At 66.6% G+C, this 16125-nt stretch carries 17 protein-coding genes; 7 read left to right on the top strand and 10 right to left on the bottom strand.

The genetic code is table 11. The annotated features are described in order from the left end of the window. Positions 1–90 precede the first annotated feature (90 nt). The 7 genes from HCA61_RS00650 to HCA61_RS00620 all read right to left on the bottom strand — a co-directional run bounded on the left by HCA61_RS00650 (position 91) and on the right by HCA61_RS00620 (position 7609). Positions 91–1197, bottom strand: coding sequence for a glycosyltransferase family 4 protein (locus HCA61_RS00650; RefSeq protein ID WP_247274718.1), 1107 nt, complete (start codon positions 1195–1197; stop codon positions 91–93). After that, positions 1194–2411 (bottom strand): glycosyltransferase 87 family protein, encoded by a 1218-nt coding sequence (locus HCA61_RS00645; protein ID WP_169685713.1) that lies wholly within the window; start codon positions 2409–2411, stop codon positions 1194–1196. Before HCA61_RS00645 ends, HCA61_RS00650 begins: the two co-directional genes overlap by 4 nt. Before the next feature lie 86 nt (positions 2412–2497). Beyond that, positions 2498–3154, bottom strand: coding sequence for a response regulator transcription factor (locus HCA61_RS00640; RefSeq protein ID WP_169685711.1), 657 nt, complete (start codon positions 3152–3154; stop codon positions 2498–2500). Further along, positions 3151–4449, bottom strand: coding sequence for a sensor histidine kinase (locus HCA61_RS26720; protein ID WP_206039462.1), 1299 nt, complete (start codon positions 4447–4449; stop codon positions 3151–3153). The genes HCA61_RS00640 and HCA61_RS26720 overlap by 4 nt, the downstream gene beginning before the upstream one ends. 80 nt (positions 4450–4529) lie before the next feature. Continuing rightward, positions 4530–5690, bottom strand: a complete 1161-nt coding sequence (locus HCA61_RS00630; RefSeq protein WP_169685708.1) for a M20 family metallopeptidase — start codon at positions 5688–5690, stop codon at positions 4530–4532. Continuing rightward, positions 5687–6847, bottom strand: coding sequence for a M20 family metallopeptidase (locus HCA61_RS00625; RefSeq protein ID WP_169685706.1), 1161 nt, complete (start codon positions 6845–6847; stop codon positions 5687–5689). The genes HCA61_RS00630 and HCA61_RS00625 overlap by 4 nt, the downstream gene beginning before the upstream one ends. A 63-nt stretch (positions 6848–6910) precedes the next feature. After that, positions 6911–7609 carry an enoyl-CoA hydratase/isomerase family protein gene (locus HCA61_RS00620; protein WP_169685704.1) on the bottom strand — a complete coding sequence of 233 codons (699 nt, stop codon included), beginning with the start codon at positions 7607–7609 and terminating at the stop codon, positions 6911–6913. Positions 7610–7674: 65 nt separating this feature from the next. On the opposite strand from HCA61_RS00620, the gene HCA61_RS00615 reads away from it, so the two are divergent. Continuing rightward, entirely contained in the window at positions 7675–8514 is an 840-nt protein-coding gene (locus HCA61_RS00615; RefSeq protein ID WP_169685703.1) for a purine-nucleoside phosphorylase, read from the top strand. Next, positions 8511–9986: a phospho-sugar mutase gene (locus HCA61_RS00610; protein WP_169685701.1), complete on the top strand. Its 1476-nt coding sequence runs from the start codon at positions 8511–8513 to the stop codon at positions 9984–9986. The genes HCA61_RS00615 and HCA61_RS00610 overlap by 4 nt, the downstream gene beginning before the upstream one ends. 7 nt (positions 9987–9993) lie before the next feature. On the opposite strand, the gene HCA61_RS00605 is transcribed toward HCA61_RS00610, so the two are convergent. Both HCA61_RS00605 and upp read right to left on the bottom strand, forming a co-directional pair. Beyond that, positions 9994–10689 (bottom strand): MspA family porin, encoded by a 696-nt coding sequence (locus HCA61_RS00605; protein WP_169685699.1) that lies wholly within the window; start codon positions 10687–10689, stop codon positions 9994–9996. 177 nt (positions 10690–10866) lie between these two features. Beyond that, the gene (gene upp, locus HCA61_RS00600; RefSeq protein WP_169685697.1) at positions 10867–11490 is read right to left on the bottom strand and encodes a uracil phosphoribosyltransferase; all 624 of its coding nucleotides are present in this window, start codon (positions 11488–11490) and stop codon (positions 10867–10869) included. A 90-nt stretch (positions 11491–11580) separates the two neighbouring features. Here upp and HCA61_RS00595 point away from each other — a divergent pair, with 90 nt between their 5' ends. The 5 genes from HCA61_RS00595 to HCA61_RS00575 all read left to right on the top strand — a co-directional run bounded on the left by HCA61_RS00595 (position 11581) and on the right by HCA61_RS00575 (position 14995). Beyond that, positions 11581–11958: a type VII secretion target gene (locus HCA61_RS00595; protein ID WP_169685695.1), complete on the top strand. Its 378-nt coding sequence runs from the start codon at positions 11581–11583 to the stop codon at positions 11956–11958. Beyond that, the gene (locus HCA61_RS00590) at positions 11958–12974 is read left to right on the top strand and encodes a C40 family peptidase (protein WP_169685693.1); all 1017 of its coding nucleotides are present in this window, start codon (positions 11958–11960) and stop codon (positions 12972–12974) included. Before HCA61_RS00595 ends, HCA61_RS00590 begins: the two co-directional genes overlap by 1 nt. Positions 12975–13056: 82 nt before the next feature. Further along, the gene (locus HCA61_RS00585; RefSeq protein ID WP_247274713.1) at positions 13057–13371 is read left to right on the top strand and encodes a hypothetical protein; all 315 of its coding nucleotides are present in this window, start codon (positions 13057–13059) and stop codon (positions 13369–13371) included. 40 nt (positions 13372–13411) lie between these two features. Then, entirely contained in the window at positions 13412–13711 is a 300-nt protein-coding gene (locus HCA61_RS00580) for a YbaB/EbfC family DNA-binding protein (protein ID WP_169685690.1), read from the top strand. A 57-nt stretch (positions 13712–13768) separates the two neighbouring features. Continuing rightward, positions 13769–14995, top strand: coding sequence for a primosomal protein (locus HCA61_RS00575; RefSeq protein WP_169685688.1), 1227 nt, complete (start codon positions 13769–13771; stop codon positions 14993–14995). A gap of 33 nt (positions 14996–15028) precedes the next feature. Here the strand turns inward: HCA61_RS00575 and HCA61_RS00570 are convergent, their stop codons facing one another. Next, on the bottom strand, positions 15029–16117 hold the full coding sequence (locus HCA61_RS00570; protein WP_169685686.1) for an adenosine deaminase: 1089 nt from the start codon (positions 16115–16117) through the stop codon (positions 15029–15031). Positions 16118–16125: the final 8 nt, after the last annotated feature.

Here is a 16125-nt window from a genome sequence, read left to right as displayed (position 1 = left end):
TCGAGCAGGACGCTCGTAAGGTGACGCAACGACACATAAGGTAAGGCTTTCTTAACAGAAGGTCAACTTTCATGCCTCTCCTCAACGGTCTCACTGCAGGAGACCGGCGAGCGTCCTCCAGGTCGCATCCCATGACCAGCCCTGCGCCCACTCCCGTCCGGCGCTGCCCATTCGGGCCGCAGCGTCAGCGTCGTCGAGCAGCATGAGCAAAGCCCTCGACAACTCTGCATCGTTCGCCGTCACCAAGCCTGTTGCACCTGCGCGGACAGTTTCCGGCGCACCACCCGAGTTTCCCGCAATGACCGGAAGTCCTGCCGCGGACGCCTCCAGGAACACGATGCCGAGTCCTTCCTCCTCGAACCCCGCCCGGCGAGTTCGGCAGGGCATCGCGAAGATGTCCGATGCTGCGAGCACGGCGGGAATCCGAGAGTGAGGAAGACCGCCGGCGAAGGTCACCGCGTCGATCAAGCCGAGTCGCTGCGCAAGCGCCTGCAGGTCACGACGGCGCGGCCCGTCGCCGACCAACACGAGACGGGTGCCCGGGTGGCGGTCGCGGATCATCGGCATAGCCCGGATCAAAGCGTCCTGTCCTTTTCTGCGCACGAGTCTCGCAACGCACACGATCACCGGTGCCCTGTGTGCCCGATCGGGACGGTGTCGTTTCGGTGCCGCAAACAGGCCGACGTCGACACCCGGGGACAGCTTCGTGAAGCACGTTCGGTCGGGTACGACAGACCGCAGCACTGCCTCGGTGTGGTCGCTGATGTAGGTGAACACATCCACACCGTCAGCCATGTGCCGCAACCATGCCCGGGTCGGCGGCAGTTTCGCCCACCAGGTTTCGTGCCCGTGGCTGGAGGCGATCATGCGCTTCACACCGACCGCGCGGAGGGGACGTGCAAGAGACGAGAGCGGCGCGGCCGCGGCGAACCAGACACGATCACACCCGAACTCGATCGCGATCGACTGCACCGTCCGTGCCACACCCCTAGTGGGAAGGAGCATGCGCGAACGATCCCTGATCACCCGAAACGGCATCTGCTCATCATGATTGAAGGCACCCGGTTCCGCTGAGGTGTAGACGATCACGTCAGCCGGATCGAAGCGGCGGACCATTTCGAACGCGAACGTTTCGATACCCCCTTGTCTGGGAGGGAAATCGTTGGTCACGACCAGGATGCGGTTCTTCGAGTTCACCGGGACACCTCCATCCGGCCCGGGAGCGCCCTTGTCCCCACGGAGCGACGGGTCGATTCCAAGGCGCACACTGCTGCCGTTCCACCGAGCACCAGGGGATAGACGAAGTACCCGAACCGCGAAGTGGGTGCGAGCAGGAAGAGAACCGTGAGGCCCGCCGCGGCGAACGAGGCGGCTCGAACGAAGGTGTCCGGCGGATTCCGCACCAGCACCACTGCAGCACAGACCACTGCGACGGCCAGAACGGCCGAGATGAGCGTCGCGCCGTACGGCACCAGACGCGTCAGTGCCCCTCCGACGAGCGACTCTCCGGCCGGGGTCACGACGTCCGTGCGCCCCAACGGGAAGAGCAGCGTGTGCCGGACGAAGGCCGCCGGATCGGCGAAGACCGGAATGTGGAACACGAACGTCAGGGCGGTGCATGCCGACCCTGCCCGCAGGGCCGTCCGGCGGTCGTATCGCGCACACATCAGAACCAACGCGACCACGAGAACCGGGACCGCGAGCGGCTTGAGAGCGCAGGCGAAGGCGAACGACACCGCCGTCGTCACCACCTTGCCTCGGGTCGCCGCCGCAAGACCGAGAAGTGCTCCACCGACAACCGGAAGATCGACTCCTCCGACCACCATGGGCAGCGCAACCACGGGCGACGCGATCAGAACCATGAGCTGCGTTCGGGAACGTCGCGGAAGCGGCCGCGCCAGGACCAGCTTCGACGCCAGCAGGACACCCATGACGAAGATCAGTGCGAACCAGATTCGCGGATCACCGATCCTGTTCTCCGGAAGAAGCTGCGAAGGTGCGCCGAAGAGGGTCATCGCAGGGCCGTACGGGTTGTACTCGGCGAGCACCGACGGGCCCGGAACGTAGGGGCTGCCCGTGGCGATCAGGGAAGCGGCCGACTCCGCGACCACCGACACCTCGAGCTGCGCGGTGCGTGTAGTGATCAGCGCCGTTCCCGGCGCCACCACGGCGCCGATCACCGCAGACACCGCGGCCGCTGTGAGGCGCCGCCTCGCTGCAAGCACAGCTGCCACCGCATATCCGGCGACTGCCCACAGCGCCCAGACGCGATGCGGATGCAGCTGCGTCACTACCCCGTAGGCGAGAACGACCACGGAAAAGGCCGTATAGGTCAGGGTCCATCGATGGGCGAACAGACCGGCCGGGATGAAACGTGCCCGGTCCTGAATGTGCATGCGCTCGAGTAGCATGCGGAAAACGCTACGGACGCATGATCATCCGAACATCCCCTGCAACAGCGATTTTCGGGGTAGCTCGGGCGAGCTACCCCGAGCGCTCAGGCCCGGCCCTGGACATGCTCGAAGTAGTAGACGACCGCCTGAGTGCGGTCGCGCAGGCCCAGCTTCCCGAGGATTCGCCCGATGTGGGTTTTCACCGTCTCCTCCGCCACCGACAGCTCCGACGCGATCTCCGGATTCGACATGCCGCGCGCCATCACCCGCAGGACTTCCTGTTCCCTCGGCGTCAACACCGACGCCCGACCGGATTCCACGACCGCAGTGCCCTTGCGCCTGGCGAATTCGGCGATCAGGCGCGTGGTGACCGACGGCGCGAGCATCGGCTCCCCCGCTGCCACCGCGCGGACTCCGCTGATGAAATCCGATGCGGGCGACTGTTTCAGGAGGAATCCACTGGCGCCGAGACTCAGCGCGTCGTACACGTAGTCGTCGAGGTCGAAGGTGGTCAGCATCAGCACTCTGGTGCGATTGCCCGGCCTGGTGAGTATCGCCTCCGCAGCGCGGATTCCGTCGAGCCTGGGCATGCGGATGTCGAGGACCGCGACGTCGGGATCCGACGCTGCAATGAGCTCGACCGCCGCCGCGCCGTCCTCCGCAGATCCCACCACGTCGATGTCGCTCTGAGTGTTCAGTACCGCGGCAATGCCGTCGCGGACGAGTGCCTGGTCGTCGGCCACCACCACGCGAATCATCACCGCTCCTTCCTGAGTCCGGCGTGTGCCACAGCACGATGGTCGAACTCGACATCGACGACGAACCGTCCGTTCTCGTCGGGGCCCGTCTCCGCGGTCCCGCCGTACGCGGCGACCCGTTCGCGTATTCCGATGAGCCCGTGCCCGCCACCGTCGGACGCCGGGTGGCCCGGCACGATGGCGTTACCCACCGTGAGGCGTGAATGTCCCGCTCCGATCCGGATCTCGACGGCCACGCCGTTTCCTGCACCGTGCCGATGTGCATTGGTCAGCGCTTCCTGGAGGATGCGGTACATCGCGCACGATATCTCCGTCGGTACTGTGTCCGGATCCCCGTGTACTCGCAGGTCCACCTGTTGCCCCGATGAACCGCACCATCTCGCGACCAGGTCGTCGAGTGCGTCGAGTGTGGGGGCCTCCGATCCGCCCTCCGTTTCGGGGCCTCGGAGGACGTCGACGACCCTGCGCATCTCGGTCAACGCGGTCGCTGCCGCCGCGTGGATGTCGTCGAATGTGGAGTGAACACCGGCCGGCAGTTCCGGATGTGTGAATGTCGCGGCCTGTGACTGAACCGCGATCATCGACATATGGTGGGCAACCACGTCGTGCAACTCACGTGCGATGCGAGTGCGCTCGCGGGCGATGGCTTCGCGGTGTTCCTGTTCGCGGCGCAGCCCTCGTTCCACGACCAGATGTGTCTCGGCCGCGCGCAGTCGCCGAAAGACCGCGCCGGCAGACACGATCCCCGTGGCGGCAACGGCAATCATCGCAACCGCATGCAGCGGCAGACCGACCGTCCACATTGCAGGGAGGACGACCAGGATCAGCGACGTCGACGCCGCAGCCGACACCACCCGGAGCGGCCGGTCCGAGGCGAGTGCGATCAGTGCTATCGCGGCCGCGATGCAACTTGCGACCGGCCATGGCACGACTTCGTCCTGGGCCAGCCCCGAGACCGTGCCCGCAGCAAACCCGAAGGTCATCAATTGCCAGGTCACCAGCGGGCTCGCGAATACGAACACCAGCGGAAGCACTTGTACCGCCCCGAGCAAGTAGGCCGCCACGACCCACGGCACCATGTCGGTCAGCTGTCCGACCGACGTGCCGAACAGCAGGGTCAGCAACAGCACCGCACAGACGAGACCCGGTGTCCCGCTGCGTCCGCGCGGGCGCAGTGGGGCGTAGGACGTCTCCGGTGTCCACGCTTCGACAACGGCCCGGACCTGGCCGGAGGCGACATCCCGGACACGTGATGATGGGGCGCTCGCCCTCGGTCTCGTATGGAGCACACCCGACACTAGGTCGATGGTTCGTCGTCGGACATCCCCCCGGAGAGCTATTTATCCTGCCGAGGAGTCCGCACCGTCGCGCGGTGAAGCTATCCGACCGGCCCGAGCGCAAGGTTGGTCAGTACCCGCACACCCACCGGAAGTGCCCGTTCGTCGAGATCGAACGTCGGCTGGTGGATGTCGAGTTCCGGGCCCGACCCCGACCACACGCCGAGCCGCCCCATCGCACCCGGGATCTGTTCGAGGTACCACGAGAAATCTTCCCCGCCACCGGATTGCGGTGTATCGGAGAGCATGCCGGGGCCTGCAGCGTGAATGGCATTCTCGAACATCCGCGCGGAAGCCTCGTCGTTGACGACGGGCGGCACACCGCGGCGGTAGTGGAGTTCGTAGCTCACTCCGGTGGGCGCAAGAAGACCGTGCACAATCTCGCGGACCATCGGTTCGAGCAACTCCCAGGTCTCATGGTCACCCGTGCGCACGGTACCCGCGAGCATGCCGGTACGTGGGATGGCGTTCGGGGCCTTCCCCGCGCTGACCGCACCCCACACCATGACGGTGCCCGTGCGCGGATCGATGCGGCGGCTGAGCATGCCGGGAAGTCCGGTGATCACGGTGCCGAGCCCGTAGACGAGGTCGCCCGTCAGATGCGGACGCGACGTGTGCCCGCCGGGTGAATCGAGGACAAGTTCGATGGTGTCGGCCGCCGAGGTGATCGCCCCGACCCGCATTCCCACCTTTCCCACTTCGAGCCGCGGGTCGCAGTGCAACGCAAAGATTCTGGACACCCCGTCGAGACCTCCGGCCGCGACGACATCGAGAGCACCACCGGGCATGACCTCCTCCGCGGGCTGGAACACCAGCCGGACACCGACGGGGAGTTCGGGAACCGACGCGAGCGCCAGACCCGTCCCGAGCAACACGGTGGTGTGTGCGTCGTGCCCGCACGCGTGCGAGACGCCGGGAACAGTCGACGAGAAGGTAAGACCTGTCATCTCCTGAAGCGGAAGGGCATCCATGTCGGCGCGCAGGGCGATGCGTGGCCCGTCCGTCGGCCCGAGATCGCAGATCAGACCGGTTCCGCGTGGGAGCACCTTGGGTGCGAGTCCGGCAGCTGTCAGCTCGGTCGCGACGAGTTCGGTGGTGGCGTACTCCTGCCGCGCCAGCTCGGGGTTCGCGTGGATGTGGCGGCGCCACGCGATCAGATCTCCGCCGTGCTCGTCGAGCCACTTCTCCACGTAGGGGTTCATCGGCGGGCCGCCCCTTCGAGCAGCCGCGCACGCTGAGCGGGGTCGATGGCGACTCGGGCTGCGGTTGCGGCGAGTGCACGAGCACCATCGAGGAGAGCGCGGTCGGCAGACTCGGTGATACACGCGGCCGCGAAGGCTTCCTGGTGTGTGACGGCGCCACCCGAGTCGAGACCGATGACGGGGTGTATTCCTGGCACGACGTTCGTCACGTTTCCCATGTCGGTGCTGCCCAGCGGGCGGAACCCTTCCTCTTCGACGGGCAGCGGTGCGCGCCCTAGACCGATGATCTCTTCACGATATGCCTGCACCAGCCACGGGTCGGGAGTGAGTTCGGTGTAGGTCGGTGACACGGTTCGGATGCTGTGGGTACAGCCGGCGGCGAGGGCGCCGGCCTCGAAGCAGCGTCCGGCACGTTCGCGGAGATCGTCGAGCAGGTCTGCGCTGGTCGCGCGCAGGTAGTAGAGCATCTCGGAGTGCCCGGGCACGATGTTGGGTGCTGCCCCACCGTCGCTGACGATGCCGTGGATCTGCTGCCCCGGCATCAGGTGCTGCCGCATGAGACCTACCGCGACCTGCGCGACGGTTGCGGCGTCGGCCGCATTGCGCCCGTATTCAGGTGCCGCGGAGGCATGCGCTTCCCGTCCGATGTAGGAGACGGCGATATCGGCGAGCGCGAGCGACGTGGCCCCGGTGATGTCGAAGGGACCCGGATGGACCATCAGTGCGGCACCGACACCGTCGAACTCGCCCCGCTCCAGCATGAGGACCTTGCCGCCACCGGTTTCCTCGGCCGGAGTGCCGATCACACGGACTGTCACGCCGAGTTCGTCCGCGAGCGCGGCCAATCCGATCCCTGCACCGACAGACGAGGCCGCGATGATGTTGTGTCCGCAGGCATGCCCGATGCCGGGGAGCGCGTCGTATTCGGCACAGAAAGCGAGCACGAGCTCACCGCTGCCGTATCGGGCGTCGAATGCGGTGGGGAGGTCGGCAACGCCGGTGCGGACCTCGAACCCGGCGTCGCGCAGGACCTCGATGATCTTGGCGGCGCTTCGGTGCTCGTCGAACGCCAGTTCCGGCTCCGCGTGGATCGAATGCGACAGTGCGATCAAGCTGTCTGACACAGTCTCGATCGCACTGTCGGATTCGGTCGTCACATTGCCCAGTCTGTCATGCCCGGACAGCCGTGTTCGACGATGCCACGCGATCCTGTCGGGTGGTCAGCCCAGGCGGAAGTTCGACTCGTCCGTCTTCGTCCGGAGTGCCTCGATCAGCAGTGCATGCAGTCCTTGCTTGATTCCGCCCAGATTCTTGCCGCGCGTCGAGGTCAGTGCTGCCGCCCTCTCGACAGCGGCGGCGAGGACACCGTCGCCGTCCACGTGCTGGTCGGCGATGCCTGCGGCGACTGCATCGACGCCACCGAACCGGCGACCCGTTGTCATCGCGTCGACCGCGGTCCGGCTGGGGAGGCGCTCACGCATCAGCGCGGACATGCCGACGGTGAACGGCATGTTCAGGTTCACCTCGGGCAGGCACCAGAAACCGCGGTCGGCGCGCATCACCCGGAAGTCGTGGGTGAGGGCGAGCATCGCGCCCGCCCCGAAGGCATGGCCCTGTACGGCCGCGACCGTGGGTGCCTGGAAGGTCAGGAGCCGCACGAAGAGTTCGTGCACCGAATCCAGATAGCCGGGCAGGTCCGCCAGGTTGCCGAAGATCCAGTCGGTGTCCAGGCCGTTACTCCAGAACTTTCCGGTTGCAGCGGTGACGAGGGCGGTGGGGCCGTCGTGCTCCTCGACCTCGTCGAGCCTGCGGTGCAGTTCGATCAGCATGTCGGGGTGGAAACGATTCTCGTTGATCTCTTCGCCCTGGTTGCCGAGATAGAGGACGAAGACGTCGCCGTCGCGTTCGAGGTATGGCATGACCACGAGAATACCCCCTTCCTTACTCGCGAGTAACTTCCGCGTTGCCGATAGGGTCTGACCTCATGGAAACCCCCGAGATCCTCGATCCTGCCGCCGCGGCAAAGGCCGCAGCCGATGCTGTCTCGGCAGCGAAGACCGCGGCCGACGTCGTCGCCGAACGCACCGGCATCACCGCACACAGCATCGCCGTCGTCCTCGGTTCGGGCTGGCGCGCCGCCGTCGACCGCTTCGGCGAACCCGACGCGAGCATCCCCATGAGCGACCTGCCGGGCTTCGCGCCTCCCACCGCTGCCGGGCACCCCGGTACCGTCCACTCGTTCACGGTCGGGGACAAGGCAGTGCTCGTCCTTGCCGGACGCACCCACGCCTATGAGGGCCATGACCTGAGCAGGGTGGTCCATCCGGTGCGCACCGCGGTTGCGGCGGGAGCCCACACTGTGATCCTGACCAACGCGGCCGGTGGCATCGATCCCGAATACGAGGTGGGACAGCCCGTGCTCATCTCCGACCACCTCAATCTCACCGGACGATCACCACTGGTCGGAGCCCAGTTCGTCGATCTCGTCGACGCATACTGCCCCGAGTTGCGCGCACTCGCCCGCGAGATCGACCCCACCCTGCCTGAGGGTGTCTATGCCGGTCTGCCCGGGCCCCATTACGAAACCCCCGCCGAGATCCGGATGCTGCGTGTGCTCGGCGCGGATCTCGTGGGTATGTCGACGGTGCACGAGACAATCGCCGCGCGCGCGGCAGGCGCGCGAGTCCTCGGGCTTTCGCTGGTCACCAACGCGGCGGCAGGCATCACGGGCGCCCCCCTCGACCACCAGGAGGTCCTCGCAGCAGGACGAAACGCCGCGATCCGCATGGGCGATCTGCTGCGCGACCTGGCAGCCAGGTCATGACCCTGCGGTTCGGGACAGCAGGGCTGCGCGGACCCGTCGGCGACGGGCCGGACTGCATGAACGTCGCAACCGTCGTGCGCACGACAGCAGGTCTCGCGGCATGGCTGGTCGAGCAGGGCTGTCGCGGCGGCACAGTTGTCGTAGGGCGCGACGCGCGCACCGGGTCCGCCGAGTTCTTCGCCGCGACCACCGAAGTCCTCGCCGCCGCTGGATTCGACGTCGTCGCTCTCCCCCGGCCGCTTCCGACTCCGGTCACCGCTTACGCCGTTCGCGAGATGAATGCGGTTGCAGGAGTTCAGATCACCGCGTCACACAACCCGGCATCCGACAACGGCTACAAGGTGTACCTAGCGGGAGGAGCCCAGATCGTCTCGCCGGCCGACAGGCAGATCGAGGCAGCGATCGACGACGCACCGGACGCCGACTCGGTTCCTCGTGCAGCAGTGACGACCTCGGGCGACGACGTGGTCGACCGCTATCTCGCGCGGGTGTCGACACTGCCGCGCTCGCCGCACCGGAACCTGAGAATCGCGTTGACGCCGTTGCACGGCGTCGGAGGCACAACCGCCGTCGCCGCGCTCCACGCGGCCGGGTTCACCGATGTGCACGTCGTCGCTACGCAGTTCGAACCCGATCCCGCGTTCCCGACGGTCGCATTCCCGAATCCGGAGGAACCGGGTGCTGTCGATGCCCTGCTCGACCTCGCCGCCGACGTCCACGCCGACATCGCGATCGCGTTGGATCCGGACGCCGACCGGTGCGCAGTCGCAGTACCCACCCCTGCCGGGTGGCGGATGCTGCGCGGCGACGACACCGGCGTGCTGCTCGGCGACCGCATCCTCGGGAGCGCACCGGCCGGGTCACTGGTGGCGACGACCATCGTTTCGTCGACCCTGCTCGGCACACTGGCTGCCGCGCGCGGAGCCCGATTCGCCCAGACTCTCACCGGCTTCAAGTGGCTCGCCCGCGCCGGTGAAGGACTGGTCTACGCGTACGAGGAAGCGATCGGGCATTGCGTCGATCCCGAGTTCGTGCGCGACAAGGACGGAATCGGTACAGCAGTCGTGGTCGCCGACTATGCGGCCGAGTTGAAAGCATCGGATCGAACCCTCGTCGATGCACTCGACGACCTGCATCGCGAGTTCGGGGTGCACGTGGGCGACCAGGTGTCGATCCGTGTCGCCGATCCCGCGCAGATCGACACGATCATGTCCGGATTGAGGGCCCACCCCCCGTCCGAACTCGCATCGCAACCGGTGACCGTGACCGACCTCGCCGCCGCCCCTGGCCCGTTGAACACCGACGCACTCGTTTTCGAGGGTGGCACGGTCCGCATGGTGGTCAGGCCCTCGGGCACCGAGCCGAAGCTCAAGTGCTACCTCGAAGCCGTGTCCCGGGGCGGCGATCGCGAGGCTGCGAGCACCTCGCTGGAGGCACTACGCCACTGGGCAGCCGGCCTGATGCCCCAGTAGACGCGCGTCAGAAGCGGTGCGGTGCACCGTAGGTGATGACGACATCATTGGAAGAGGTCACCGCCTTCGCATACGGCCGCAAGGTGACCGGACCGAGCGCACCGGAGACCGAACCGTGGATGCCCGCGAACCGCACTGTGGCCGTGTCGCCGTCGAATTGGTGATCTTCGATGATCGGTATGTCGGTGATACCGCCGGGTTGGAGGTCGACCTCCAGTTCCTGCTCCGGAATGATCGAGGCATCCCAGCCGGTTCCGGTACCGAGATCGACTCCCACCGCGAGGTCGGGGATGATCTCCACGCCCAGGTCGGCGGTATTGTCTCCACCGATGTTCAGACCCGGGGTGATGACGTGGGCGACCGCGCCGGGGAGCGCGGCCGGATAGCCGATCTGATACCCGACGGTGAGCTTCGTCCCCGTCGCTCGAGCCGCCTCGTACCCGGTGATCCGGACGGTTGTCGTTCCGTCGGCAAAGAATTCGACGCTGAGCGGTGAGCTGTCGAGTGGGGGGTACCACTGGATGGACGTGTCGGCCTGAGCCACTTCTATAGCGCGGCCACCGTCGAGCGGAAGGACCCTCGCATTGTCGACAGCGGCGCTCGCGGCGGCCGGGTTGGCGAACACTCCGAGGGCCGCGGCCGCACCGAGTACGGCCACTCGGAAAGCTGGTTTCTTACATGCGTAGGACAGTCTGTTGCGCATCGCATTTCCCTGTTCCGCAGAGGTAATTCGTCGCAACGGACGTTGCGAACAGCCAGCAGCGTAACGATGTCGCAGCCGCGGCACCGCAAAGCCGATCACCGTTCAATTACGAATCAGAAACACTCTTGCGTCACACCAGACCCACCGAACACATTGGTAACATACCCCCCGCTGGTATCAGCGCGGTCCGAACTGTCGGTCGCCTGCGTCTCCCAACCCCGGCACGATGTACTTCGCCTCGTTGAGCCCCTCGTCGATCGACGCGGTCACCAGACGTACCGGATGCCCCGACGCGGCAAGCGTCTCGACTCCCTGCGGCGCAGCCACCACGCACACCGCGGTGATGTCGGTCGCGCCGCGCGACGCGAGCATGTCCAGCGTCTGCACCATCGAGCCACCGGTCGCGAGCATCGGATCGAGCACGAACACCGGCAGCCCCGACAGATCCTCGGGTAGCGATTCCAGATACGGCACCGGTTCGAACGTCTCCTCGTCGCGGGCAAGCCCCACGAACCCGACCTGCGCCTGCGGTATCAGGGCGTGCGCTTGCTCGACCATGCCGAGCCCGGCACGCAGTACCGGAACGAGCAGCGGCGGTTGCTTCAACCGGACGCCGGTCGTGACGGTGACGGGAGTCCGAACGTCGAACGTCTCGAGCGGGGCATCGCGCACCGCCTCGTAGATCAACATCTGAGTGAGTCGGCGCAGAGCATGCCTGAATGCAGCATTGTCGCTGCGTTCATCCCGAAGAATTGTGAGCAGGGAAGCGGCGAGCGGGTGGTCGACCACGAGCGAATCCATGAATCGAAGGATAGAACGACGGAACCGAAGTGCCGTCCGGTGCGTCGAAACAATGTGACACAGATCCATCGGTGAACGAGGAGACGAGCGGTGCCCCACCCACAGACCGATACAGGAACACTTCACGCCGACACAGGGGTGATCGCGGGCTTCGGTCGCGTCGCCGCGGAACTCACCGAACAGATCGACCGGGCCGGACTCCGTACCGGGTCGAGCGACCCGACCGGGCTCACACCCCTGCTCGGCCCGGTCGGCGCCGACTTCCTCGCCGCCTTCACCGCCGCATACGACGGCCACTCTCGCGAACTCGATCGGATTCGCGAGGCCTTCTCGGGGATGAGCACGATGGCGACGCTGACCGCAGCCGCCTACGAACGCACCGAAAACGAAACGGTCCTTGCTCTGCACGGCAGCACCGACCTGCAGGGCAACACAGACCTGCACGGCAGCACCGAGGGCGCCCGGTGATGGCCGGGGTGGGCGCAGACGCCCTTGTCTCGCCCCTTCATGATCTGCTCGGAACCCTCGGTTCCGAGGCGCCGGCAGGCTACGACCCGGGCAGCGGCCTGCGCGCGGGATGCGCGCTGGCAGAAGAAGCCCGAGCCGGCTGCCGGAACGCGCTCGCCGAGCTCTCGTGGGGGTGGACCGGCACCGCCGCCGAAGCGGCAATCGGCAGCGGGGAGCGGCTTCTCGCCGACACCGTCGACGCCGTCGACCGAGGCATCGTGCTTGCCCAGAGCGTGCTCGAGGCGACCGTCACGGTTGCCACCGGGGCAGCCGAGTTGAAGCGCATCATCGATTCGTTCGTCACGCTCGCCCAGCAGGCGACACCCGCGCTGGCGCTCCCGCAGGGCCAATTGATGCTGATCACCGCTGCGATCGAGCACATCGTCGAGGGTCTGGACGTTCTCACCCGAGTGACTTCGTCGCTCGCCGAACTCACCGCGAAGGTGACAGCATTGCTCCCCGAGCCACCGGCCGGAGTTCTGCCTCCGGAGGTGAGTGGCACCGTACCGGCCGCACCAGGAGGACAGTCGACGGAATACGGCGAGATCTCCACGATGAGCGGCTCGGCAGCCGAGGACCGCGCAGGGGTCGCTGTGGCGCTGCCCGACGGCTCTGTCGCGCATGCTCCGAACCCGACCGCCGCCGAAGCCGTTCGTCGCGCGCTCGACCAGCAGGGGACTCCGTACGTATGGGGTGGCACCACTCCCGGCCGCGGGCTCGACTGCAGCGGCCTGACCCAGTGGGCGTACGGGGAAGCCGGTGTCGAGATTCCGCGTCTCGCACAGGAACAGGATGTCGGGACGCCTGTCGACGCCGGGTCCGTCCTTCCGGGCGACCTCGCCGTCTGGGACGGGCACGTCGCGATGGTGGTCGGTGGCGGGATGATGATCGAGGCAGGCGACCCCGTCTCGGTGACCCCGATCCGCACCACGAACGGCGGGATGGGCTTCCAGGGCTTCTATCGGCCCACCGAGTGACCGAACCTTTCCTGGCCGCGGAGGGAACCGATACGCCGCCTGATGCGTCCAACGGTGTATGGACACCAACAAGACAGTCCCGGTGACAGCCACAGCACAGAACACTGCGGGCACGATCCGGGTCCGCTCCACCGACGAAGGCCTCCCGATCGATCTGCGGATCGACCCGCGCGAACTGCGGTTCCCAGCCGCACAACTCGCCGAATCCATCGTGGCGCTCAATCGCCGGGCAGCGCTCGAAGCGGCGATTCTGCGGCGCGAGCAGCTCTCGGCACAGGGCGTTCACGGCGACGTTCTCGACCGGATGGGCATGCCCACCCGCGCCGACCTCCCCGACATCGAACACGACCACGAAGGTCACGTCCCGCACCCGCCCATCACCCACCGCCCTCTGTGACCGGCAACCCGGCACCACGAGTCCGGAAGGACAGCAACTCATGAGTGAACAACAGGTCGAGCAGATCGTCGACCGTGTACGAACACAGCTCGGCGCGCTGGAGCACACACTCGACGGACTCCGCACGGTGCAGGGTTCCGCGAAGAACGTGGACGGCAGCATCGTCGCGTACGTCGACGGTCGCGGCGCCCTGACATGCCTGGAACTGGCAGAATCGGTGACCCGTCGCGACGCGGTCGAGCTCGGATCCGAGATTCTCGCAACCGCTCACGAGGCCGCGCGCCGAGCCGGCGCCGAACGTGCCCGTCTGCTCCAAGACCTGCGGAGTGCACTCGCGTGACGCTTTTCTCCCCTCCCCCGCTATATCTTCGACGCCGCAATGGCTAGGCTTCGCGCCATGGCTGGAGACATCGTCCCGATCGAACTCGGTCTCACCCACGGCGACCTCGTCACCTTGTGGGCGCCGAAGTGGCGCGAAGGTGACGACGAGTGGGAGGCCTTCCTCGGCCACGGCGACGACCTGTACGGGTTCCCGTCGGTCGCGCACCTCGTCGCGTTCGTGCGCGCGAACAACGACAACGATCTCGTCGAGCATCCGGCGTGGCCCGTCGTGTCGAAGCTCGCCGCCGTCGAGTTCGAGCCGGACGAGGCACATGCATTCGATCTGGTGGGAGTCCCGGAGCTGGTGGCGGGCGACCTCGACCCGGTCTTCGTCTCGGAGCTCCAGGACACCTTCGACATCGTCAGCATTCTCGGCGACGTGTGCGAGCTCGACGTGGTCACCAAGTTCTTCGAACGACCCGAAGTGGACACGGTCCTTCGCTACGGTGTCGCTGCGTTCGACGACCGCACCGGCGCGGATCTGTGGAACGAGCTCGGTGCCGCGGTGGTCAAGGATTGGGACGACGTGATCGACGCGCTCGACGCGGTCGTCACGACCCCCGACACGGACGAGGCAGCCGTCTCGGAGATCGAATCCGAACTGGTCGCGGTCGACGAGAACGATGTCGAGGCGGATGACGCGGTCGATGATGCCGAGGACGACGAATACGAGTACGTCGACGACGAGGCGGGCGACGACTTCTGGACGTCCGTGGGCATCGATCCCATCAAGATCATCACCAGTGAGGGTACGTGGTTCACGCTGCGGTGCTATCTCGATGACGACGCCGTGTTCCTCGGCTCCGAAGGCTCGATTCTCGTATTCGGGTCCGAACGCGCGCTCGGCCGGTACCTTGCCGACAACCACGACCATGATCTGGCACCGCTGGAGACCTACGAGACCATCAGGCACGCCGCCACCGACGGCTCACTCGAAGTCGCGGTCACCGAGGACAATGTCTACGTGCTCACAGGCATCGCCGACGACATCGTCGAAGGCGTAGCCGCGGTCGATCCCGAGCAGATGGAACTCGCCGTCGAGCTGTTCACCGATGCCGCGAACTACGTCGGCGAGGACGCAACCGACGCCGCCCTGGCCGGGTCCACCGAGCTCGGCTGGTTCGTCAACTACGTGATCGAACCGGATACGAGCAGGCCCGCGCCGAGCGCCCCGTTCGATGCGGAGGCCGTCGCGTGGCGCGACCTCGAGCGTGAGTTCGAGGCCCACCTGCGCAAGCTATGAGGTTCTCCGCGCGGGCCGGTGCCTAGCAGGTGCTCATCCCACGAGCACTGCGTATCCGGGCTTGATGACCTCGTCGATCAGTTCGAGGCGCTGGTCGAACGGGAGGAACGCCGATTTCATCGCGTTGATGGTGAAACGCTCGAGATCCGACCACCCGTAGCCGAACGCCGCGACGAGCCGAGACATCTCCCGCGTCATCGTGGTGTCGCTCATCAGCCGGTTGTCGGTGTTGACGGTCACGCGGAAGCGCAGGCGGGCGAGCAGGTCGAAGGGGTGCTCCTCGATCGTTCGCACCGCACCGGTCTGCACATTGGAGCTGGGGCACAGCTCCAACGGAATTCTTTTGTCCCGCACGTAGTTCGCAAGCAGCCCGAGGGTTGCCTCACCATCCGGGCCGACGGTGATGTCGTCGACTATGCGTACGCCGTGCCCGAGACGGTCGGTACCGCAGAATGCGACCGCCTCGTGGATCGACGGCAGGCCGAACGCCTCACCGGCGTGAATGGTGAAGTGTGCGTTCGCGGCGCGGGTGTACTCGAAGGCATCGAGATGTCTGCTCGGAGGATTTCCGGCCTCGGCCCCCGCGATGTCGAATCCGACGACCCCGCGGTCGCGGTAGCGCACGGCCAGTTCGGCGATCTCCCGAGAACGCGCAGCATGCCGCATCGCGGTGAGCAGGCATCCCACCCGAATGCGTCGTCCACTCGCCGCTGCTACTTCCGACTCCCCGGCCCGGAATCCTTCGAGGACATGCTCGACCACACGGTCGAGACTCAGGCCCCGCTCGAGATGCTGTTCGGGCGCGAACCGGACCTCGGCGTAGACGACGCCGTCCCCTGCGAGGTCGACGACGCATTCCCGCGCGACCCGCTCGAGACCTTCGGGGGTCTGCATGACGGCAACGGTGTGTTCGAAGGTCTCCAGGTAGCGTTCGAGCGACCCACTGTCGGCGGAGTCACGAAACCACGAGGCGAGTCCGTCTGCGGTATCGGCAGGCAGTCGATGACCACACTCCCCGGCGAGTTGAAGGATCGATTCGGGCCGCAGCCCGCCGTCGAGGTGGTCGTGCAGGACCACTTTGGGCGCGATCCGGAGCCGCGCCCCACCCGGCTGCTCGTTCATGTCTCGGA

This window comes from Rhodococcus sp. HNM0563 (genome assembly GCF_012726195.1).
GTDB lineage: Bacteria > Actinomycetota > Actinomycetes > Mycobacteriales > Mycobacteriaceae > Rhodococcus.
The sequence above is the reverse complement of the archived record's forward strand: the minus strand, read 5'-3'. Positions and strand labels throughout refer to the sequence as shown.